The sequence below is a fragment of the Planktothrix rubescens CCAP 1459/22 genome (genome assembly GCA_904830895.1).
Classification (GTDB): Bacteria; Cyanobacteriota; Cyanobacteriia; order Cyanobacteriales; family Microcoleaceae; genus Planktothrix; species Planktothrix agardhii.
Genome location: LR882958.1, coordinates 4975017 through 4996367, shown reverse-complemented (window position 1 = coordinate 4996367; position 21351 = coordinate 4975017). Strand labels below are relative to the sequence as shown.

Below are 21351 nucleotides of genomic sequence, written 5' to 3'. Positions count from 1 at the left end.
TATAGTCATGTTAGCCGTAAAAATATTATCTCCTAAATCGAGATTTTTGTCAAGTCGTCTGGGGAACTAATCTGGGGAAAAGTTGGTTTGGAGAAAAAAGACGAAACCGGGTGAGAATGTCAACGCCAATAGGGTCTACCTTTCCAAAATAGACCGATTAAAATTCCCATAATGGTGATTTGAGATGTGCTAAGTAAAATCACAGGGGGAAAGATAGATTTATAGAGGAATAAAACAATTAATAAACTAATAAATAATGCCCATAAACAAGCAACATTAAGAATAACTTTAGAGGGCTGAATTTCGATTAAATAAATTGATAGGGCTCCCACCCCCACCCCTACTGCAAATATAATCAACATCCCCAGGGGAGGAGTCAATAAAAGCAGCATAATTTGTTTGAATGCTGGAGAGTGGGTGATTCCCCAGAGGGTAAAAATTTCTGCGATCGCAATTATTAAATAAGTCAAGGCGACACTTTGTAATAAAGATAGCCAAGGTAATTTTTTGAAACGGCGGATAAAATGACTCATAGGGACTCCGAGAAAAGATCTGAGTCTTAATTAAATTGCCCAATTCAACCTATTCTATCATATAATTAGTAATCAACTATTTTTTTAGCTGAAACTCACGTTAGAATTTTTAAAACGAACTTCAGAAGGTATGGGGTTTTGAATCCTAACCTGGAAGCAAACCTAAATCTAACACCGATAACGTGGAGACGAGAAACCGATGATAGAAACATCAATTAATTGTGCGGAAGCCTGTGTGAATGGCTGTGTTTTGGGGGATAAATGCCCTAATCGGGAATATATCCCAGACACGGAGAACTTTATCAATAATACATCCTTAGATCAAATGTTACAAATGGCAGAGGAAGCGATGCGGAAGAAAAGAACGCAGCCCCCCACTTGGATTTTACCGGATTTTCCTGAGTGAATCAATTGGGTAAAGCAAATATTAAACCCGACATACCAATGATCGGGGACTTACGACAATTGAGTTATTGAGAGGGAAAGGGATAAAATTGATTAGAATATTCCCTTTCCCCCGTGTAATTTACTACTTAATTTTATTAGCTACAATCCGAATCCGCTTGTAGTCAGCAATCCAAGTCCCATTCTTAAATAATTTGGGACGTAAGCGACTTTCGATATCGTTCATAATATGTATTTGTTCTGAGGCTGAAATCCCTTTAAAAAATTCTCCAGCAAACATTCTCAACCAATTATTTAAGCCTTTGTCTCCATCCGTTAATGGAGTGGGACGTTCCACCAAAGTTGCCAGCTTTAACTCAAACCCTTGAGTTTCTAAAAGCATTCCATATTCGCTAATGCTTGGAAAATACCAGGGATTCAGGGTTTTATTTTTAGGGTATCCCGCAGCATCTAAAGCCTGATCAATTGCTGTAATAATCGTATCAATATTGCCTTTCCCGCCAAATTCTGCTATAAAACGTCCGCCGGGTTTTAAGGCTCGACAAACTCCAGAAATAACTTTTTCCGGTTGTTTAATCCAATGTAAAACCGCATTGGAAAACACCGCATCAAATTGTTCTTTCCAGGCTAATTTAGAGGCATCTATGACCAAAAAATTTAGACCGGGATAGGTTTGGCTGGCTCGTTTAATCATGGTTGAAGCATGATCAATCCCCGTAACTTCGGCCCCGGTGTTTGTGATTTTGTAACTCAAGTTACCTGTACCACAACCGAGATCGAGAATGTGTTCCCCTATACGGGGATCAAGCAATTCCAAGAGATCCACAGCTAAATTGGAGACAAAGCTATGGTGACTATCGTAAATTGTGCATCCCAATAAGACACAGGAGCCATGGGCGCATAGTTTACGGTCTTAGTATTCATGGTAGAAGTAAGGCAGAATTTACTTGTCATTCTTTATTATCCAACATTCTGTTCGTGATTAACTACTATTATCCAGATAAATTAGATCAGCAGCTACTTTTTCTCCTTAGTATCCAGGACAGTTAATTTATGTTTCCCTTAAAATCCTATCTGATTTCTAAAAGAATTTCTAGCCAGGCTTTTCTGATCAGTGTTCTTGCAGTTTTCACAGTGATTCTAACCGTGACACTGGACTCGGTATCCTTGGCTATGACCCATCCTGATGCGGCAAGGAATCAAACAGTCTATGGTCAGGAGTTAATAGCCCAATCTCGGATACCAACTTCGGATCAACCTTCCCCCAGTTCTCTCTCTGACATCCCAACCGCCGATACAGCTTCGTTGTTTCAAAATAACCGTTATGCGGTGAGAGTGTTTCGACAAGAAAACAAGGCTTATGTGAATATCTATGACAAGGAAAACAAAACTCTAACCCTGAACACATGAGTAAGAACAATAAATATCTGCGTGTTGAAGTATCCTAGTATCGGAGAAATCCCGGCTCCCCTGAAACAACGGTTAGATTTAATTCTAACGGCAGTATGACAAGCAAGGAGCAAGTAAAGGCAGGATATGGAGCGTACCGCAATTTGGCTTAGTGATATCTTCTGAAAGTGTTTTGATTCAAAAGTAAAAGTATCGGGAAGATCGGGTTTTTCGTCCGATCAACTCAGTAGACGATATGCGGCAATCGTAGCGAGAATTAGATTAAACTAATCCTGTCCGCAGAATCGAGCGTGTCTTCAGACCTGAGAGTGTCAATAATTATGCCAAACTGACCATCTTTGCTCTGATGTTTTCGATGGCAATTCGCTGGAAGTTTGAGGATGTGATCTGGTTATGTCAACAACCATCTCTAATGCTGCGATCGCTAGTCTCGGTATTTATTGCCGTGCCCTTATTAGGGGCATTAACCATGTTGATTCCAGGTTTGACGGTGGCACAACACATTGGGATGTGGGCGATGATTGCTTGTCCGGGTGCGCCGATGATTCCGTTTAAAAGCCTACAAGCGGGGGGGAAATGCGAAATTTGTCGCTAGTTTACAGTTTGCGGTGTGCATTCTGTCAATTATTAGTATTCCCTTAACTGCTCTGATTTTAGCTCAGTTCTCCCCCAATGAAGCCTGGTTGTCACCCCAATAAATTGGCAAACAAATCTTTTTTGCTCAGGTGTTACCTATGGGAATTGGTGTTTTGCTGGCTGAATATGCACCCAAGTTGGCAGAGGATTTGTTAGAACCCGTGACCAAAATTGCCAAATTTATGCTGTTGTTGGTTGTGATTATCGAAAAAATGGGTTTAAAACCCCGTCGTTCTACGACGGCTTTTTATTAAGATAAATAACAAAACTACCGAATTGCTGTGGTTTTTTGTTAACATACCAGTGGTGTGAAAAAACCCACCCTATCAAAGATACTCCGAAACAAATATCAAGGTTGACAGTCCTGTGGGGTTGACGATGAGAAAGGGGAAGCGGATGTAAGGCAATGGTAAAGTCCAACCTTGAACGCATTGGTTAACAACAAATTTAACAAAAAGTTTAACTTGTAAACGAGGTTAAACTCAAAGTCGCGGGAGGGCATTCCGAGACTTAAAGCGGACGTGGAGACAGTATAAGACTACTTTTTGTGTAGCAACAGTCTATGAAGCGTCAACCCCATTCAGCGACCATCCTAAAAAGATGGCGTGGTGAGGAACCCCGGCCCGTTTTACGGCGGGGAGGATGTCAAACAATTTGGCGTAAACGAACAATGGTTAAAAATTAGAGACGTTTTAGTAAGTATAAGATTAAGGTTAAGTTAAGCCAATTTAACATTTTGTAGCAGATCCAGAATGTTCTACCCTAGAACATTGGATCTGTATTTTTTTAGGAGAAGTGATTATGTCGGGTAGCGAACTAAAAGCTGATTTTTGGGTAAGTGAGTATATCACACCTTGGGATATTTATGTTCATGGAATTACCAAGGTATTAGTCTATAAAAAAACCCCCTATCAAGATATGTATGTGGTCGAAACCGGGGCCTATGGAAAAGCCTTAGTTCTTGATGGTAAATGGCAATCTTGTACCGGAGATGAATTTCTCTATCATGAGCCATTAGTCCATGTCGCCTCCGTTTATCATGGCGCTCCTAAAAAAGTTGCGGTTTTGGGCGGGGGAGAAGGGGCGACCATTCGGGAGGTTTTACGCTGGAAAACTGTTGAATGTGTCGCGATGATTGATTTAGATGGGGATGTGGTCGAAGCCTGTAAAGAGTATCTGCCAGAAATGCACGAAAATGCCTTTGATGACCCCCGTACTCAATTGATTATCGGGGATGCGATCGACTTTTTAGATCAGACTGAGGAAAAATGGGATATTGTGATTTCTGATTTATCCGATCCGATTGAAGATGGGCCATCTTTTAAATTGTTCACCAAGGAATATTTTGAAAAAATTCGTCAAATTTTAACCCCCGATGGCTATGGGGTAATTCAAGCTGGCCCGGTTTCCCCGAATGAGATGAAACTGCACGTCCGCCTGGTGAATACCCTGAAAACGGTTTTTCCCCATGTTCACTCCTATACCAGTTATATTTCCACCTACGGAAGTCCCTGGAGTTTTATTATCGTTTCTGCCCAACCGATTAATACCCGTCCTGAACCGGAAAATGTTGATAAGGTTTTAGAAGCTCAAACCACCGGGGGTCTAAAGATGTTTGATGGGATAACGATGTTAGGAATGTTACAAGTTCCCAAACATCTGCGGGATGCGATCGCGGCTGAAACCGAAATTTATACCTTAGCTGAACCGCCGAAATTCTTTGGTAAAGGGGCTAATGCTTAATCAATAGTTATCTATTTGAACACTTTCCCATAATTGAAGGTGGGAGAGTGTTAACAATTCACCAAAATCTAGTACAATACATCCCGATACCCGAGTCCTGTGCACTGAAAATTTATAAAAAATACCACTAATAAACCCTTTTTAGTGATTGAGGAGTCAAACATTAATGGCAAAATCTAAATTATTGCGTCCAGGTAATCTTATTTTACTAGCAGGATTAATCGGTCTGGGTTTTGGGGGACTGGGATGGAAACAACAGTTCGCCAAAGCTCAAAATGCTGAAGTGGCAACGGGTGTAAACTGGTCGGGAGCTTCTTTCCCCGTGGAAGGCTTTCAAGAATATACCTCCCCGTTTGGGTATCGTTCGTCTGGTTTTCACTATGGTTTAGATTTAGCAGCCCCCCAAGGCAGTTATATTCGTAGTTGGTGGCAGGGGACGGTGACAGAAGTTTGGCAAGATGACCGTTGCGGGACTGGCATTGCGATTCAGTCGGGTCAGTGGGAACATATTTATTGTCATATTCAAGGTAGCGTGGAAAAAAACGCTCAAGGGACTTATTTTATTGACCGACAGGGGGGAATTCAACTCTGGGAAGGTCAACAAGTTCCTTCTGGGACGAGAATTGCTAGGGTGGGGATGAGTGGACGGACAACGGGCCCTCACCTACACTGGGGATTAAAGCATAATGGCAACTGGGTTGATCCCGGTCGGGTGTTACGCTCGATGTATAATCAACAAGTTCAACAAGCTAATCGGGGTTAATTGTTGACTCGTACCGCCTGAAGTTAAATTTTTGTCAAAAAAATGAGTAACCCTTGATACAATAGTTAATGTGAGATTTGAAAATCTATGCCCGCAGGCTGATTAAGAAACGCGGCGTTTAGGTATCTTCAAATCGAAACAACAACGGTATCCATAAACCCAGACCAGCAATTGAGATTTTGCGCTGGTCTTTTTTGTTAGGTAATCGGGATCACGGATTTAAGCGGATTTCACGGATTTCAAAGATTTTAATCTGTGTTAATCTGCGTAATCCGTTTAATCCGTGTTCAGATTTCAAAGATTTTAATCTGTGTGAATACGGATAGTTTCAGAAGATTCCATCGCTTTAGTTAAAAGCTGGATTCTGTAATTTGCCTAGTATTTTTTGAGCAAATGAAACTATTTTTTCGATAAAATACTTTAAATTATCAGGGGATTTAATTGCCCAAATATTAATCACTAAACAGGTTGTTCCTAGTGATAATAGGATATAGGTGGGAATCATTACCACACCAATCATAAACCAACTGAAAACGTGCAGTACCATCAATCCTGAATATAAACTAGCAAACCCAGAAATTAATAGGATTTGAGAGGTGGGACGATTTAGACCAATAAAAATTAAGGTTTGTAAGGTAGCTAATATATTAAATGGGATTAAAAAGGCACAAATTCCCAAACAGTTATTTCGAGAAAACTCAGCAATTGTTGTTAAATCTATCATGATTAAAACTCTGGTTTTTGAGAATAGCTGGAGATGAAATATTTTTTATACTTTTAACTTCTCTATTATAGCCTTTTTAATGGCTATCGTTTCTTGGTTGTCCAAAAATTGGTAAACATCATCAAAAAACTACCTACAACAATCACTAAAGCGAGTCCGACGGGGAGCGCTGTTTCTAAATCAATATTTTCCATTGTTTCCGTTTCTATACAATCAAGAGATACCTTAACACAGATATTTCTATTTGGGGAAGGGAAAGGCCATAATTTTGAGGATTGACGATTTCACAGACCTTGAGAAACTTTGGCTTTCTTCTGTTACCATTAAATTTGTTACATATCTTAATCTTTAAGCACAGTCCTTTAACAAAATTATCGGGAGAAGGCAATGGTAGAGCAACAAAAAGGAAAATGGGATGGGGGAAGGTTTCTAAAAACCCTGGCTTATTTTGGGGTTGTTCCTTTTATTGGTAATATTAGTTGGATACAAAATTTATTGAGAATGGGTACAAAACAACCGCAACAGAAACCGAATATTATATTAGTAGTCGGGGCGACCGGAGGGGTGGGAAAACGAGTTGTTAAACGGTTACAACAACGGGGAATAACGGTGCGTTGTTTGGTTAGGGATATTAAAAGAGCTAGAACAATATTAGGAAATACGGTAGAATTAATTGAAGCTGATTTAACAATTCCCGAAACCTTAACCTCGGCTATTTTCAAAGATGTTACTGCAATTATTTGTTGTAATGGAACTAAGGTTCAACCTGTGGAGGGAGATACTCCTAATCGAGAAAAATATTATCAAGGAATTAAGTTTTATATGCCGGAAGTGGTTGATGTGCCGGAATTAGTCGAATATAAAGGCATCCAAAATTTAATTTATGCTGTACCTGTAACTCTCAAGAAAGCTGGGGATAAAATTCTGTTTGATTTTACCAAACCCACGGAGGAGATTAAGGAAATTTGGGGAGCATTAGATGATATTGTTATGGGGGGTATTAGTGAAAGTTCGTTAAAATTAATCCCAGATGGCGGATTATTTACGGGATATGTTTCAACGGCTAATTCTGGAGGTTTTGTTTCTATTAGAACTCGCAATTTTGAACCTGCTTTAGATTTATCAGACTATCAGGGAATTGAGTTACGAGTGAAAGGAGATGGAAAACGATATAAATTTATTATTCGCTGTAATGATGGTTGGGATAGTGTGGGATATTGTTATTCTTTTGATACGGTTTATAATATTCCGATTACGATTAGAATTCCGTTTACAGAATTAATTCCGGTATTTCGAGCTAAAACCGTAAAAGATGGAAAACCGTTTGATTCTAGTCAGGTATTTTCCCTACAGTTAATGTTGAGTAAATTTGAATATGATGGAGCTTTAAACCCGAAATTTCAACCTGGATTATTTCAATTAGAAATTGAGTCTATTAAAGCTTATGGTGGGACAGTATTACCTCGATTTGTGCAGGTGAGTTCGGCGGGGGTAACTCGTCCAGGGAAACCTGGATTAAATTTAGCAGAAGAACCCCCTGCGGTGCGTTTAAACGAACAATTAGGAGGAATTTTAACTTGGAAATTAAAAGGAGAAGATGTGATTCGTTCTAGCGGTATTCCCTATACTATTATTCGTCCCTGTGCGTTAACAGAAGTGCCCGGAGGTTCGGCTTTAAAATTTGCCCAAGGTGATACGATTAAAGGGCAAGTTAGTCGAGATGATATTGCCGAACTATGTATCCAAGTATTAACTCAAGCGCCAGCTTGTAATACAACATTTGAAGTTAAAACAGAACCGGATAGTCAGTTTTCAGGAAATTGGGATGAGTTATTTTCTGAGTTAAAATCCGACTAACATAATTCGTTGTTGCGCTTAAGCGCAATCTTGAGGGCTAAAGCCCAACAACGTTAAAATCCGACTAACATAATTCGTTGTTGCGCTTAAGCGCAATCTTGAGGGCTAAAGCCCAACAACGAACTTTATTAATTATTTAATAAAAAGTGATGTTAAAGTTTAAACCTGTTTTCACGCCTTATTTATTTTTATTTCCGGCTTTATTAATGCTGACCTTAACGGTATTCTGGCCAGCGTTACAAGCATTTTATCTGAGTTTATTTAGTTACGATTTACTCACACCTCCCGAATGGGTGGGATTAAAAAATTTTCAACGGTTATGGACAGATGAGGTATTCTGGGAAACCTTAAAAAATACGTTTCTTTATTTAATCGTAGTGGTTCCAATTTTAGTCTTTGTACCATTAACCTTAGCAATTTTAGTTAACCAAAAATTACGAGGAATGAATGGATTTAGAACTGCTTATTATGTCCCTGTTGTGATTTCTATGGTGGTGGCGGGTATTGCTTGGAAATGGTTATATGCAGAAAATGGTTTTTTCAATCAACTTTTAAACGCTATTGCTATTCCGCCGATTCCTTGGTTAACCAGTCCGAATATTGCCTTATTTAGTGTGATGGCGGTGACTATTTGGAAAGGGTTAGGCTATTATATGGTAATATATTTAGCAGGATTACAAGGGATTCCATTAGAACTATATGAAGCGGCAAGTATTGATGGTTCGGATGGGTTTAAAAAACACTGGGATATTACGTTACCTCTGATGAAACCCTATATGGTTTTAGTTGGGGTAATTTCGGCGATTTCCTCCACGAAAGTATTTGAAGAAGTTTTTATTATGACCCAAGGCGGGCCGAGAAATAGTTCTAAAACCATTGTTTATTATTTATATGAACGAGGATTTCAACAGTTAGAATTTGGCTATGCTTGTACTATCGGGTTAATTCTATTTTTAATTGTTTTAGGATTATCAATTTTACGATTAGTGATTGAAAGATTTACGGAAAATATTAATAGCAGTAATCATTTAACGTAGGATGTTTGATGTCTCGAGGACTGTGGGGTGGGAAGGATTTTTCAGCGAGTGAGGACACTCTGACTGCGAAAAGGATAAAACCTGACAACAGTAATTTGATAGCATAAGTAGTTGCACAAAATAAATTACCTAGTTGAGAGAGGGAACACCGGAACAGCATCCGTGCAAGGAGGAGCCCCCCAAACCCCCCGTGCACGCGAGGAGCCCCCCCAAACCCCCCGTGCACGGAGGAGCCCCCAAACCCTCGTGCACGGAGGAGCCCCCAAACCCCCCGTGCACGGGGGGCTAGGGGGGGAGGGAACAGGGTAGAGGATGTGTAATTAATTTTGTTTAGGTACTTATTAAATTAGACAAGTATTTAGACTCAGAAGGCTTGTAGAAACCATATTGGATTTTTTGATACAATTGTTAATATTCATTTGCAACATTTGTTAATGTTAATTCTCAAGGTTTTGAGAACTTAATCTTTTTTAAGAATAGCCCAAAACTCCCTGGCAGCAATAATCTTTTACATTAGGTTACTATGGAAGTAAAAAGAACCTATATTGTAATAGGGATAGAAGGTGGTAGTCTTGAATATAGAGGAAAAAAACCTCAGTTGAGAACAAAAGTTCAGACCTAGAGAGAAAAACCGGACGCAATCTTAAGAACTGCAAAGTTCAAGAATGATTTAGAGAAACTTAACTTAGAATGTACGAGTAAGTATTAATACGTTCTGACCTAAGTTTGAACTTAAATAAACAATAAAGATTGACTGAATGTTAATAAAACAGTCATTCCAATTGGAGGATTTTAAAAATGGTTAACACTTATGCAACGACTGAAACAGTAAATTCAGAAGCGAAAGAAACAGCTTTTGTACTGTGGTTTGATGAAGTGGGAATTTCTGATATTCCCTCAGTAGGTGGGAAAAACGCATCCTTGGGCGAAATGATTCGAGAACTCGCTTCCCAAGGTGTGAACGTTCCGAATGGATTTGCTACCACTGCCTATGCTTATCGTTATTTTATTGAGTCTGCGGGTTTAGAGAAAAAACTACGGGAACTATTTGCAGACCTCGACGTTGAAGATATGCCAAACCTGCGACAACGCGGGAAACAAGCTCGTTCCTTAATTTTAGACACTCCGTTTCCACCAGAATTAGAAGCAGCGATTACCAGCGCCTATAAAAAACTCTGCGAACGCTACAGCACGGACGGGGATTTTTGTAACCAATTTGGCGAGGAATATAAAGAAGAATGCAAACGCTATTCCAATGATGTAGACGTTGCCGTGCGTTCCTCCGCTACCGCCGAAGACTTACCCGATGCCAGTTTTGCCGGACAACAGGAAACCTACTTAAATGTTTATGGCGAAGAAGGAGTTTTAGAATCCTGCCATAAATGCTTTGCCTCGATTTTCACCGACCGGGCAATCTCCTATCGCACGATTAAAAATTTCGACCATTTTAACGTGGCTCTGTCCGTCGGTGTGCAGAAAATGGTAAGGTCTGACCTCGCCTGTTCCGGGGTGATGTTCTCCATTGATACCGAAACCGGATTCAAAAATGCAGCCTTAGTAACTGGAGCCTATGGTTTAGGAGAAAACGTAGTTCAAGGCACGGTTAACCCCGATGAATATTTTGTGTTTAAACCGACCTTACTGCAAGGGTTCCGTCCTATTTTGGAAAAACGCTTAGGCAGTAAAGAACTGAAGATGGTCTATGATATCGGAGGTTCTAAACTAACTAAAAACATCTCAGTTCCCCAGTCTGAACGGGATAAATACTGTATTAACGACGACGAAATTTTACAACTGGCGAAGTGGGCTTGTATTATTGAGAACCACTATTCGCAAGTCCGGGGTACTTATACTCCGATGGATATTGAATGGGCCAAAGATGGAATTACCGGACAATTATTTATCGTCCAGGCCCGTCCTGAAACCGTGCAATCCCAGAAATCCGCTTCCGTTCTCCGCAACTTTAAACTGCTCGGAACCAGTAAGGTTCTATCTCGCGGTCGGGCCGTGGGTGAAATGATTGGTCAAGGGAAAGCGCGGGTGATTCTGGATGTGCATAAAATTGATGAATTCCAAGCGGGTGAAGTGTTAGTCACCAATAAGACTGACCCCGACTGGGAACCCATCATGAAGAAATCCAGCGCTATCGTTACCAACGCTGGCGGACGGACGTGCCACGCTGCGATTATCGCCCGTGAAATGGGAATTCCCGCCATTGTCGGTTGCGGTGATGCCACCTCGGTAATTAAAAACGGCCAAGAAATTACCGTTTCCTCTTCTGAAGGAGAAGAAGGTCGGGTTTATGAGGGGTTAGTTCCCTTTGAAATCCAAGAAACTATTCTCGATAATCTGCCCAAAACCCGGACGAAAATTTTAATGAACGTGGGCAACCCCGAAGAAGCCTTCGGTTTGTCTTCGATTCCCTGCGATGGTGTCGGGTTAGCGCGGCTTGAGTTTATTATCGCTAACCATATTAAAGCCCACCCCTTAGCGTTGCTGAAATTTGACCAACTCGAAGATGAGTTAGCCAAACGGGAAATCGCCGAGATGACGAAAATCTACGACCATAAACCGGACTTCTTCGTGGATAAACTGGCCCATGGTATCGGGATGATTGCCGCGGCCTTCTATCCGAATCCGGTGATTGTGCGGATGTCCGACTTCAAGAGTAACGAATACGCCAACCTGTTAGGCGGCCGTCAGTTTGAACCCAAGGAAGAAAACCCGATGATTGGTTGGCGCGGCGCCTCCCGTTACTATGACCCCAACTACCGCGAAGCCTACGGGTTAGAATGTGTGGCCCTGAAACGGGTTCGGGACGAAATGGGTTTAACGAATGTCACCCCGATGATTCCCTTCTGTCGCACCCCCGATGAAGGTCGGAAAGTGTTAGCAGAAATGGAAAAACACGGTCTGAAACGGGGCGTCAATGGTTTGGAAGTTTATGTGATGTGTGAACTTCCCAGTAACGTGATTTTCGCCGATGAATTTGCCGCCGTGTTCGATGGATTCTCGATTGGGTCTAATGATTTAACCCAATTAACGTTAGGTTTAGACCGAGATTCTGCCTTAGTTGCTCATATTTTTGATGAACGGAATGAAGCTGTTCGTCGGATGGTGACCATTGCGATTAAAGCGGCTAAAAAATATGGTCGCAAGATTGGAATTTGTGGTCAAGCACCGAGTGATTATCCTGAGTTTGCCCGGTTCTTGGTGGAGTTAGGAATTGATTCAATTAGTTTGAATCCTGACTCGGTGATTAAAACGATTCTGGATATTGGCAAAATGGAGGAATCTGGCACGTTGTTAGTGGGACTTAAACAAAAATAAGGGAAGAAATAGATGATAATGATTATGTAGCAAGCACATAACATTCAAGAATAACGAATGAAAGAGACAACCCCGGCAGCGATGCCCCCCTGCTTTGACCGATGGTGTCAAAGATTTGACGATATATTTGGTCATCTTGCCCAAAAACGGGAATTTAGGAACTATTTAGGGGGATTATTGGGAGAAAGTGAGCGAAAAAACCTGTCGCAAATGGCGAATAACTCCGTAGGAGTAGCTTACCACCGATTACACCACTTTTTAACCGAAGCTCCCTGGTTAGCAATGAAACTGAATCAGCGTCGCCTGGAGGTGATGAATCAGTGTAAGCAAACCCAGATTAGTCGGGGATTTGCCCTAATTATTGATGATTCAGGACATCGAAAAAGCGGGAACTTTACTGATGGAGTGGGACGACAATACATCGGAGAAATCGGAAAAACCGACAATGGAATCGTAGCAGTAACGAGCCATCTATACGATGGCAAAAAAAGCCTACCATTAGATATAGAATTATATCAAAAAGCCGAGTCATTACCGTCAGGAAAAGCTGACCCGGAATTTAAAAAGAAACCGGAAATAGCATTAGAATTAATAGAAAGGAGCTTAGAGAGAGGATATCAACCGGGAATTGTGCTAACAGATGCCGGGTATGGAAATAACACAAATTTTTTACAAGAGTTAGAGAAAAAAAGATTAAAATATATAGGGGGAGTCGCCAAGAATCGAAAGGTAATCCTCAAAAAGGGGGAAGATAAAACAGAGGAAACTCGATTAGATAATTTAGCCAAATCGTTGCCCCAAGGAGCTTTTAGTGAAATTCAACTCCAACTAGAAAAACCCAGAACTGTGTGGGTAGCAACAAAAGAAATTGAATTATCAAAGTATGCAGGGAAGAAAGTAATAGCCATCGTCATGAATGCTGCCACTTTCGACCAAGCCAGTGATATTGATTATTTAATGACTAATGTTGAGGCATCAAAAGCCACAGGAGAATGGATAGTAACGACCTATTCACAAAGAAATTGGATAGAAGTTTTTTACAGGGAAGCTAAGGGTTGGTTGGGGCTGAAAGAATATCAAGTCCGAGATAAAAGAAGTCTAATCAGACATTGGATTTTGGTATTTTGTGCCTATACTTTTATTCTCTGGCATAGTTTAACTGGAGGGTTAAGACGTCGATGGGCTAACAAACCTTTAAACACATTTGCTGATGCCCTTGAAGCCTTCCGCACAGCGATTTCCTTTCGATTTGTGGAGTGGCTCCAGAATAATAGGGATGTATTTGCAGCCTACAAAGCAAGTTTAGGCTTGATTTGGGCTTGATTTTTGTTTAAGTCCCATTAGATGAAGTTATGGACGTTGCCAAAGCCAAATAAATTGTTGTAGAGACGTTGTATACAACGTCTCTACGGGGATTGTTTGCTGAATTTTAGGATTTGATATTATTAGGGTATGGCGATGCTGTACCCTTTATCTATTGGGGTTGACAGAATTTATTTTGCATACTATAATTATCATTTTAGTCTCAAAAAATGCTTAAAATTAATTAGGCAAGTCGAGTTGATACAAGGATTGGAGAAAAGTTTAATGAATCATGCTATTAACTCCCCGTTTAGATATCCAGGTGGTAAATTTTATGCGCGCAATTTAATCTTAGAATACATTCCGCATCATACCCATTATATAGAACCATTTGTAGGAGGAGGTTCGATATTTTTCGCCAAAGAAAAAATCAATAAAAATTGGTTAAATGATATTGATCAGGAATTGATTAATTGTTATTTAATTATTCGAGATCAACCTGATAATTTAATTGAAAAACTGAAAGGGGAACAAGCTATTAAAGAACGCCATACTTATTATAAAAACGTATATCAGCCTACTAATGATTTAGAAAAAGCTGTGAGATGGTTTTACTTAAATCGAACCTCATACTCTGGCATCATGAAAAGAGAAAGTTGCTATTGGGGATATGGGGATAAATATAGCATGAAGCCGGAAAACTGGCCTCGTAATATTTTGCGTACCTCTCAAAAGCTTCAAAACGTTAGAATTACAAACTTTGATTTTGAACAAGTGTTTAATCAAGTTGAAGATGGTGCTTTTTTATTCATAGACCCTCCTTATTTTAACGCTCGTCAAGATAATTTTTATACCCATCATTTTACACAAGATGATCATTTGAGATTATCTGAGGTTCTTAAATTCCATAGCAAGCGACTCAAATTTTTATTGACTTATGATAATGTTTCGGAAATTCGAGAGCTTTATCAATGGGCTTCTCAAATTGATGAAAAAGAATGGAATTATACGGTAGGGAGAACAGATGACCAGAAAAAAAATAAAGATAATGATTCCTTAAATTCAATGAAAAAGAAAGGCAGCCGTTACAAAGGCAAAGAAATATTTATCACCAATTATGGATTAACTGAACTTAATCTAACCTATTCTTATCAGCAGCTAGAATTACCAATTTATGGTTAAAAATAACAAATTTGTATATCTATTAATTTTCTATAAAGGTTTGTAAAACTTGTAAACAATCTTCTATTTCAAACCAAGGCGGTAGCGGTTTACCTGTATTTAGCTCAAAAACGATTTTGGGAAAATTAGGAATAAATCCACAGTTATCACTGTTTTGACATTTACGTCTAGTGCATCTAATTTTATTCTGTGACACTGCTGCTAAATTATCAGACTTGGCAATGTAAACTTTATCAAAAATAACATCTTTTAAAGTAGATTCATCTTGTAAATCATCAATGTTTTTACTGCTTATTTTTTCTAAAAATTCTTTTGCTTCTTCTTGAGGAGACCACTCAAAATTTCCCGTTGCTTCATCTGTTTCATAAAAAGCATTAGCAATTGAGGTGACAACAATATCGAAACTGTTGGGCAAATACTGATCGTTATGAATCATAATAACATCAACTGGGATATTGACCTGAGCAGAAACTTGTTTAGCTCTTTCTTGTCCCAAAGTTCTACTTCTCATACACTTAACATCAATTTCAAAATATCGAGTTTTATCTTCTATCTTTGTTTTGACTTTTCTATATCTCCCTTTAGCTGCCAGTTTGCATTCTACTCTAATATTAGTATGGGTTTCTAAATGGGTAATAACCACATCTTGATCATGAGAGCCAAATTGAGGATTAATTTTAGGTTTCACGATTTTCCATAATGTTGGATCAAGAAAATTTTCAAATTTTGCAAGAGCAGAAAACTCAAATGCTTTACCTCGAATCATGGGTAAAACTTTGGGATCTTGAATGATTTCTAACAAACTTTCTGGTAGAATATTATATTTAATACAAAATTCTTCGAGATTTTTAATTAAGTCACTCATCATTTATTTTCAGTAAATCAATAATACTCATATTTAAAGCTTTAGCTAACTTTTCAATATTTAATAAAGTAATGTTTTTTTCCGCTCTTTCAATCATACCTATGTATGTTCTGTGCACTCCTGCTTTTTCAGCTAATTCTTCTTGGGATAAGCCTTGTTTTAACCTAGATTTTCTAACTTGTTGACCAAATTGAACTAAAATAGGTTCTTTCATGGTTGTGAGGAACCAAATATTATTCTATACCCATTCTAAAAAAATGCTAACTAAAGTTCTACATACTATAATTAGCAATATCGGCTATTATCTAGCATTTCCAGCCAAGGAACTTGGAAACTGGAATTAATGCGATCACTCATTTAATTAATCAGAAGTTGTGTGAAATTTGCCACGGCGCGTCTCTCCACCGGGATAGTTTGCTGAATTTTAGGAAAGGATTCCAGATTAGAGAGTTATCGGATTGATGATTCTTCTATCGAAATTTTAAGGCGCATAGGAACGCAAAATAATTGGTCAGAAAGGAAATCTTTTGTATTACCCTTACAATTTCAATCAATCCAAGATATTAGAGATCAAGGGAAATCTCTGGGAATTATTAAACCAGAGTCTATCCTAAAGTATTATCATCAAAAAACCAAGCGTGAATGGGGAGATAAACAAAAAGGCAGATTAGATCAACTGGACTTCTTTGAAATTCCTTCAGACCTTGAAAAAATACCCTACAAATTTGGTTATGAATTTATTGAAAATAATCAAGTTAAACATAAATATTCAATTAGTGATTGGGAAATTTCTGAACTCTATCGAAAATGTAGAGATCGATCAAAAAAAGATACTTTAGAAGAACGAGAAGCAGAAGCACTAGAAAAAGTTCGAGAAAAATTAGAGGTTGACTTTTTAAACAAAAAAGATTTATACTTTATTGTTGGTAATTTAAAAGATCATCGACAAACTTTTATGATTATAGGTTTATTTTATCCACCTATTCCCAAAAAATCTGACCAACCCAATCAAAATTATAGCCAGTTAAAATTATTTGATTGTTAATCAAAAACATGAAAAACAATATTTATAAACTCAAAAACAAACTAATTTTAACGTTCGGATATGGGAATCGAAAAAACTATGATCTGTTTTTAGAATATCTGAATAAATATCAGGTTAATTTTGTGATTGATGTGAGAATGACTCCCCGGGCTTGGAGTCGTAAATGGTATGGGAATAAACTTCAAGAAGTTTGTGAAGCTAATAATGTTAAATATATCTCTAAAACTGCTTTAGGTAATATATCTGGTCAACAAAATTGGATTCCTCCCGACTCAGAAGCAGCAGATATCGCTTTAGGTGAAGTTGCTGAACTCGCTGAACAAGGAACGGTTTTATTATTGTGTGCTGAAATGAACTTTCATAGATGTCATAGAACAGATGTTGCTACTCATCTAATTAAACTAATTTCCAATAGTCAAATCGAACATTTAGAGTAGATGAACATAACTTTTTAAATGAAAAATTATTATTTTAATTAAAAGTGCGATCGCAACTTCTTAAACAATGAATCAATCCTTAAAAATTTCTTTCCATAGGGATTTATTTAAGCCCACAATTCCCTATTTTTATACTCTGACTAGGAAAAGAGAAAAAAATGCGATAATGTTGTTTTGATTAGACCTCTTGCAAAAAAAATCTATGCTATAATACCAAATTTTCACTTTCAGACTAAGAGTGTCAACTCATAATTATAAATGGCTGACAACAAATTACAACGAAGACCATAACGGCTAGGATTTTATGAAATTGATCAAAACCTACCATAATACCATAAAATTATTTTGCAAGAGTTCTAATGTTCTCATCCTCCTTCTGTCCTATCAATATCATTGCTAAAACTAAAATGCTAAAGTCTGATTTGCTTCTATTGTTACGTGCTTAATCTTGGCTAGAAACCGACACCTTCAACGGACTGACCGACCTTCCCTACTACGTCCGCTGCATTTGGATTTGTATCGAGCAACGATGTGATTGCTTGTTATAGTTCCCATCGAGTTGCTTGGCAATGCTGCACAAGATACAACACCTAACTCATTACGAGATCGCTCACTTAATTTTGAATACCCCCGATACGATTTATCGATTGCTACAACTTAGAGATGAAGCCGTATAACGTTCGCAATCACCGGACACTGATAACCTTTGCGACTCAAAGACAATACAGATGTTCCGGTGCATTGCGGCTGTTAGGTTGGCGGTAATTATTTCTTTGGTCTTTCATCCGGTTGAGTATAGCCATATTTTCTGGCCAGTTCTGCAAGGGATTCTTTGTAGGGATGACTGGTCGTTGAATCAAGGTTTATATGAGCTATCCAAGGGTTACTGCGGTCTGAGTGTTCAGCATCGCCAACAAAACCTAACTCTTGGCGTATGGCGTTCCAGAAATCAATGATGTCATCTCCACGCCATGTACTGTTAGTACCAAGACACTGACGGAATTGGTTGGCTACTTGGATGTTTTCACAAGCAACGATCAGTTTTGAATAACAGCTGCGAACGCGAGATGCAAACTTGAAGCCATCATTGGAAGAGCCAATCACCGACTCAGGCAATAATTGATAGGCAAAGTACTCATCAACAATATCAAGAGCTTCCAAACATGCCTCTCGTTTTAAAGTTTGCTGACTAGCACCGATTGCACCTTGAAGTTGGATTGCTACCTCGCGTGCAACACTTGTCATTGCACCAGGATATGCACTCAAAACCCACTTCTCAAGCTTAGTCTTGAACTCGTCTCGTTTTTGAGATTCAGGACCTGTGGATATTTCTTCTAATGAGTTGGTTAGTGTACGTATCAATAGTTCTCGCGCCAATGCAGGAATAGCAGAGTATCCGTATTGGATTAGCCAGTCTTCGAGATGATGTGCAGCTGCTGCGACTAGGATACGGGGAATTTGCGGTACTGGTTCAGGTACAATAACTTTTCCAATCTTACTAATCTCCTCCAGGGTAAGCTGTTATGCATTTAAACTGTGATTATAGCATTACCTTTGTTTTTAAGTTTACGTCCCCATTTAATAGATAACTGTCCCTCATTTAAAAGCTGATGCAATAAACACTCTAGCTCATCAACTGATTTAAAGAGTCGATTAGCAATATATTCTTTAGCTGAATGCCAGACCAATTCAATTAAATTATAATCTGGACTATATTCTGGAAGAAATTCTAAATAGATATTAGGCATTTCTGCTTTAATTTTTTCTAGGTATTCTTCTTTTTTGTGAAAACTTGCATTATCAAGAATAATGACAATCTTTGCTCCTTTTTCTACAAATTCTTCTGCTTGATTTCCCGCTAATACCCACTCATGAATTAGCTCTTGATAAAAACTTTTTAACACTTGATAAAAATTATTTGCATTCCCTTTATCCAGAAATTCTACAAATCTTTTTTTGTCCGAGTACCTCAATCCTCCCATAACATTAACTTTTCCTTTCCTTCTGTCTCCTCTAATCTTTCTTCTCTTTCCTTTTTCACACCAGTTCTTTCTTTTTATTACTCTTAAATTAAATCCACTTTCATCCCAAAACCATACCTGTAATTGTTCTGGACTTTCTTTTGTTATTTTTAAATATTCTTCTATTTTATTTTTAAATAATTTCCTTTTTTCTGGATCTCTTTTCTCTTCCAAGCTATACTTTGCCCACAAGTAAACATACTTTTTTTTCTTTAATATCCTTCTCACTTGTGAACCACTTAATTTTATTTCTGTGATTTGTTCTAAATAAGTTGCCAATCTTTCTCCTGTCCATCTCCCAAATTCATATCCTAATTCTTCCGGTTCTTTTTCTACAGTTTCTAATAATATCTCTATATATTTATCTGTGGCTTTTCTATTATTTCCTTTCATTCTTTCATCTTTCAGGCTTTCTAACTTGTCCGGATCTCCATGTACACACCAATAACATACTTTATTTATTGAACATCCCAAAAAATTGGCAATTTCACTTTGTTTTTTACCATCATTTAGCAATAGTAGAATCAAGATTCTTTCTCTGATTTGTCCATTTTCTTCCTCTTTCAATCTTTTCTGTAGTTTCTCTACTTGCTTTTCATTTAAGTGATTTTTAGCAGGCATCTTTTTATTGATTTTTCTAAACTTAGTTTTTCATTATACCCTATTTAGATGCTGAACAGCTTAACTCGAGAACCCAAGTTTCCAACAAGAATAAGACGATATTCATCTGCCGCTACACTATTTTCAAGCGCGCTTGCATAGCGCTCAATTTCTGCCTTCTGAAATGACTTGGCTGTACTCTTAACTTGAATTGCTCGTTTGCGATTATCACTTAAGTAAAAGATTAGATCAGCTTTTTCTTCATCTCCACCAGGTTCAAGGCGTATAGATACCCATTCTTTATCTGACATCGCTTCAAATAATGCGATTAGAGTTTGAACAAGGTAACCGCGAATTGATTCTCGTCCGCTCATTATTCCTCCACTAGCAAATCTGACGGAGTCCACCTAACTGTACATTATACTGAAACTTTCTGTCTTGTCAAGCACTACGGGACAAAAAGCCGAAACTTTCGGTATATTTTCCGATAGTGACCAAGAACTGCATCAAGATTTGCCAAAGGTAAATCCACCCCATTTAGTAGAAAAAATCGGTGGTTTTGATGTTGAAACCCACATTCGGCAGATGGGGGCTAAATTTTCCACTAATTCTAAAAAATTGAAAACCCTTACAGTTTTTCGTTCAACTTCCGAGGCTTTATTATCAGATTATATAGCTAATTTACCGTTATTTAACTAAACCAAAATAATTGTTATTTTTTCATAGAAATAGAATCCTCTTTTTTAACAAATTTGTATTTTATAACCAAGTTCGTTCCAGCCAAGAGTTCTCATCTTGACTCATAACTTAGATTTATTTACAACTATTTTCCCCTTTTTCTTTTTTGAGCTATTCCAATTATTATTCTACATTAAAAATAGCCCCAATTATTACATGGCAGTCATTTGGGCTTTTATTTATTCCAATTTAATTGGAAATTCAATTGGCTTAAATATCTGCGGAATGTGGGTTTATGCCCCGATCACCTATATATTACTTATGCTTTGCGATCGCTGATTACCTTTGGGGACTCAACGTAAACAAAGCTCATCGGTAAATCCTGTGTCTATCACGAATTCAATGGGGAAGTCAGCGCGATTTGGAATCCGAAATGGGATGGTAATAATCGGGTGTCCATCAGCCACAATCCCTGAAATCACTTGACTACACGCTCCATAACACCCCCACCAAAAGCGGCCGCAACGTTGTACCCAATTTTAATCCCAAAGAGTCGAGCATGGGGGTGCTTCTCGCTCAAGAAGTCAGCAGCGCGTAAGCCATTTGCATCAATCCTATAGTCACCTGTCTCAATGTCTATGATGACCATCTTGCCAATATTTTCTTCAACTTCCACTTCTTGGCGGATTCTGCTTTCGTACAGTTGCTCTGCACGTTGAGCAACTTCTTCGCGGCTTAAAAGTATGGCTTGCATAAGTTGACTCCCAATCGCTACATTACCTG

Annotated in this window: 23 protein-coding genes; 14 read left to right on the top strand and 9 right to left on the bottom strand. The window is 38.5% G+C overall.

The window, feature by feature from the left end:
• Nucleotides 1–119: 119 nt before the first annotated feature.
• Nucleotides 120–533 (bottom strand): hypothetical protein, encoded by a 414-nt coding sequence (locus NMG86_RS22665; protein WP_026787794.1) that lies wholly within the window; start codon nt 531–533, stop codon nt 120–122.
• 199 nt (nt 534–732) lie between these two features.
• Here NMG86_RS22665 and NMG86_RS22660 point away from each other — a divergent pair, with 199 nt between their 5' ends.
• Entirely contained in the window at nt 733–939 is a 207-nt protein-coding gene (locus tag NMG86_RS22660; RefSeq protein ID WP_036843478.1) for a hypothetical protein, read from the top strand.
• Between the two features lie 123 nt (nt 940–1062).
• On the opposite strand, the gene NMG86_RS22655 is transcribed toward NMG86_RS22660, so the two are convergent.
• Nucleotides 1063–1764: a class I SAM-dependent methyltransferase gene (locus tag NMG86_RS22655; RefSeq protein ID WP_237747564.1), complete on the bottom strand. Its 702-nt coding sequence runs from the start codon at nt 1762–1764 to the stop codon at nt 1063–1065.
• A 227-nt stretch (nt 1765–1991) separates the two neighbouring features.
• On the opposite strand from NMG86_RS22655, the gene NMG86_RS22650 reads away from it, so the two are divergent.
• From NMG86_RS22650 to NMG86_RS22630, 5 genes are all read left to right on the top strand, one after another.
• Nucleotides 1992–2348, top strand: a complete 357-nt coding sequence (locus NMG86_RS22650) for a hypothetical protein (protein ID WP_026787791.1) — start codon at nt 1992–1994, stop codon at nt 2346–2348.
• A 355-nt stretch (nt 2349–2703) separates the two neighbouring features.
• Nucleotides 2704–2943, top strand: a complete 240-nt coding sequence (locus tag NMG86_RS22645; protein WP_026796564.1) for a hypothetical protein — start codon at nt 2704–2706, stop codon at nt 2941–2943.
• Between the two features lie 139 nt (nt 2944–3082).
• Nucleotides 3083–3238, top strand: a complete 156-nt coding sequence (locus tag NMG86_RS22640; protein ID WP_158295767.1) for a hypothetical protein — start codon at nt 3083–3085, stop codon at nt 3236–3238.
• A gap of 547 nt (nt 3239–3785) precedes the next feature.
• Complete coding sequence (locus tag NMG86_RS22635; protein ID WP_026787789.1) at nt 3786–4727, top strand: spermine/spermidine synthase domain-containing protein; 942 nt, start codon at nt 3786–3788, stop codon at nt 4725–4727.
• A 166-nt stretch (nt 4728–4893) separates the two neighbouring features.
• Nucleotides 4894–5490: a M23 family metallopeptidase gene (locus NMG86_RS22630; RefSeq protein WP_081694412.1), complete on the top strand. Its 597-nt coding sequence runs from the start codon at nt 4894–4896 to the stop codon at nt 5488–5490.
• Nucleotides 5491–5836: 346 nt separating this feature from the next.
• On the opposite strand, the gene NMG86_RS22625 is transcribed toward NMG86_RS22630, so the two are convergent.
• Nucleotides 5837–6214 carry a hypothetical protein gene (locus NMG86_RS22625; protein ID WP_026795423.1) on the bottom strand — a complete coding sequence of 126 codons (378 nt, stop codon included), beginning with the start codon at nt 6212–6214 and terminating at the stop codon, nt 5837–5839.
• 387 nt (nt 6215–6601) lie between these two features.
• On the opposite strand from NMG86_RS22625, the gene NMG86_RS22620 reads away from it, so the two are divergent.
• The 5 genes from NMG86_RS22620 (at nt 6602) to NMG86_RS22600 (ending at nt 14922) form a co-directional block, all read left to right on the top strand.
• On the top strand, nt 6602–8071 hold the full coding sequence (locus NMG86_RS22620) for a CIA30 family protein (RefSeq protein ID WP_026796563.1): 1470 nt from the start codon (nt 6602–6604) through the stop codon (nt 8069–8071).
• A gap of 149 nt (nt 8072–8220) precedes the next feature.
• Complete coding sequence (locus NMG86_RS22615; protein ID WP_042154413.1) at nt 8221–9108, top strand: carbohydrate ABC transporter permease; 888 nt, start codon at nt 8221–8223, stop codon at nt 9106–9108.
• 798 nt (nt 9109–9906) lie between these two features.
• Nucleotides 9907–12438, top strand: a complete 2532-nt coding sequence (gene ppsA, locus NMG86_RS22610) for a phosphoenolpyruvate synthase (protein ID WP_026796562.1) — start codon at nt 9907–9909, stop codon at nt 12436–12438.
• Nucleotides 12439–12495: 57 nt separating this feature from the next.
• The gene (locus tag NMG86_RS22605) at nt 12496–13761 is read left to right on the top strand and encodes an IS701 family transposase (protein WP_026796362.1); all 1266 of its coding nucleotides are present in this window, start codon (nt 12496–12498) and stop codon (nt 13759–13761) included.
• A gap of 264 nt (nt 13762–14025) precedes the next feature.
• On the top strand, nt 14026–14922 hold the full coding sequence (locus tag NMG86_RS22600) for a DNA adenine methylase (RefSeq protein ID WP_026787784.1): 897 nt from the start codon (nt 14026–14028) through the stop codon (nt 14920–14922).
• Between the two features lie 22 nt (nt 14923–14944).
• Here NMG86_RS22600 and NMG86_RS22595 read toward each other — a convergent pair whose 3' ends face one another.
• Together NMG86_RS22595 and NMG86_RS22590 are read right to left on the bottom strand one after the other, a co-directional pair.
• The gene (locus NMG86_RS22595; protein WP_043937772.1) at nt 14945–15790 is read right to left on the bottom strand and encodes a hypothetical protein; all 846 of its coding nucleotides are present in this window, start codon (nt 15788–15790) and stop codon (nt 14945–14947) included.
• A complete protein-coding gene (locus tag NMG86_RS22590; protein ID WP_026787783.1) occupies nt 15780–16001 on the bottom strand; it encodes a helix-turn-helix domain-containing protein in 222 nt (73 codons plus the stop codon). The genes NMG86_RS22595 and NMG86_RS22590 overlap by 11 nt, the downstream gene beginning before the upstream one ends.
• 207 nt (nt 16002–16208) lie before the next feature.
• Here NMG86_RS22590 and NMG86_RS22585 point away from each other — a divergent pair, with 207 nt between their 5' ends.
• Entirely contained in the window at nt 16209–16832 is a 624-nt protein-coding gene (locus NMG86_RS22585) for a DUF8757 domain-containing protein (protein WP_498607951.1), read from the top strand.
• A gap of 8 nt (nt 16833–16840) precedes the next feature.
• Nucleotides 16841–17269 (top strand): DUF488 domain-containing protein, encoded by a 429-nt coding sequence (locus tag NMG86_RS22580; protein ID WP_043939009.1) that lies wholly within the window; start codon nt 16841–16843, stop codon nt 17267–17269.
• Between the two features lie 765 nt (nt 17270–18034).
• Here the strand turns inward: NMG86_RS22580 and NMG86_RS22575 are convergent.
• The 3 genes from NMG86_RS22575 to NMG86_RS22565 all read right to left on the bottom strand — a co-directional run bounded on the left by NMG86_RS22575 (nt 18035) and on the right by NMG86_RS22565 (nt 20264).
• A complete protein-coding gene (locus NMG86_RS22575) occupies nt 18035–18631 on the bottom strand; it encodes a hypothetical protein (RefSeq protein WP_144018140.1) in 597 nt (198 codons plus the stop codon).
• A gap of 167 nt (nt 18632–18798) precedes the next feature.
• On the bottom strand, nt 18799–19911 hold the full coding sequence (locus NMG86_RS22570; protein ID WP_026797113.1) for an IS630 family transposase: 1113 nt from the start codon (nt 19909–19911) through the stop codon (nt 18799–18801).
• A gap of 44 nt (nt 19912–19955) precedes the next feature.
• On the bottom strand, nt 19956–20264 hold the full coding sequence (locus tag NMG86_RS22565) for a hypothetical protein (RefSeq protein WP_087882110.1): 309 nt from the start codon (nt 20262–20264) through the stop codon (nt 19956–19958).
• A 64-nt stretch (nt 20265–20328) separates the two neighbouring features.
• On the opposite strand from NMG86_RS22565, the gene NMG86_RS22560 reads away from it, so the two are divergent.
• Nucleotides 20329–20589 (top strand): hypothetical protein, encoded by a 261-nt coding sequence (locus NMG86_RS22560; protein ID WP_026796559.1) that lies wholly within the window; start codon nt 20329–20331, stop codon nt 20587–20589.
• Between the two features lie 457 nt (nt 20590–21046).
• Here the strand turns inward: NMG86_RS22560 and NMG86_RS22555 are convergent, their stop codons facing one another.
• Entirely contained in the window at nt 21047–21322 is a 276-nt protein-coding gene (locus NMG86_RS22555; RefSeq protein WP_026796558.1) for a hypothetical protein, read from the bottom strand.
• Nucleotides 21323–21351 lie beyond the last annotated feature (29 nt).

Bases quoted from the DNA above. Each gene is read 5' to 3' on its own strand.
- NMG86_RS22665 (WP_026787794.1), bottom strand. From the start codon at position 533: ATGAGTCATTTTATCCGCCGTTTCAAAAAATTACCTTGGCTATCTTTA.
- NMG86_RS22660 (WP_036843478.1), top strand. From the start codon at position 733: ATGATAGAAACATCAATTAATTGTGCGGAAGCCTGTGTGAATGGCTGT.
- NMG86_RS22650 (WP_026787791.1), top strand. From the start codon at position 1,992: ATGTTTCCCTTAAAATCCTATCTGATTTCTAAAAGAATTTCTAGCCAG.
- NMG86_RS22645 (WP_026796564.1), top strand. From the start codon at position 2,704: ATGGCAATTCGCTGGAAGTTTGAGGATGTGATCTGGTTATGTCAACAA.
- NMG86_RS22640 (WP_158295767.1), top strand. From the start codon at position 3,083: ATGGGAATTGGTGTTTTGCTGGCTGAATATGCACCCAAGTTGGCAGAG.
- NMG86_RS22635 (WP_026787789.1), top strand. From the start codon at position 3,786: ATGTCGGGTAGCGAACTAAAAGCTGATTTTTGGGTAAGTGAGTATATC.
- NMG86_RS22630 (WP_081694412.1), top strand. From the start codon at position 4,894: ATGGCAAAATCTAAATTATTGCGTCCAGGTAATCTTATTTTACTAGCA.
- NMG86_RS22625 (WP_026795423.1), bottom strand. From the start codon at position 6,214: ATGATAGATTTAACAACAATTGCTGAGTTTTCTCGAAATAACTGTTTG.
- NMG86_RS22620 (WP_026796563.1), top strand. From the start codon at position 6,602: ATGGTAGAGCAACAAAAAGGAAAATGGGATGGGGGAAGGTTTCTAAAA.
- NMG86_RS22615 (WP_042154413.1), top strand. From the start codon at position 8,221: ATGTTAAAGTTTAAACCTGTTTTCACGCCTTATTTATTTTTATTTCCG.
- ppsA (WP_026796562.1), top strand. From the start codon at position 9,907: ATGGTTAACACTTATGCAACGACTGAAACAGTAAATTCAGAAGCGAAA.
- NMG86_RS22605 (WP_026796362.1), top strand. From the start codon at position 12,496: ATGAAAGAGACAACCCCGGCAGCGATGCCCCCCTGCTTTGACCGATGG.
- NMG86_RS22600 (WP_026787784.1), top strand. From the start codon at position 14,026: ATGAATCATGCTATTAACTCCCCGTTTAGATATCCAGGTGGTAAATTT.
- NMG86_RS22595 (WP_043937772.1), bottom strand. From the start codon at position 15,790: ATGATGAGTGACTTAATTAAAAATCTCGAAGAATTTTGTATTAAATAT.
- NMG86_RS22590 (WP_026787783.1), bottom strand. From the start codon at position 16,001: ATGAAAGAACCTATTTTAGTTCAATTTGGTCAACAAGTTAGAAAATCT.
- NMG86_RS22580 (WP_043939009.1), top strand. From the start codon at position 16,841: ATGAAAAACAATATTTATAAACTCAAAAACAAACTAATTTTAACGTTC.
- NMG86_RS22570 (WP_026797113.1), bottom strand. From the start codon at position 19,911: ATGCCTGCTAAAAATCACTTAAATGAAAAGCAAGTAGAGAAACTACAG.
- NMG86_RS22565 (WP_087882110.1), bottom strand. From the start codon at position 20,264: ATGAGCGGACGAGAATCAATTCGCGGTTACCTTGTTCAAACTCTAATC.
- NMG86_RS22555 (WP_026796558.1), bottom strand. From the start codon at position 21,322: ATGCAAGCCATACTTTTAAGCCGCGAAGAAGTTGCTCAACGTGCAGAG.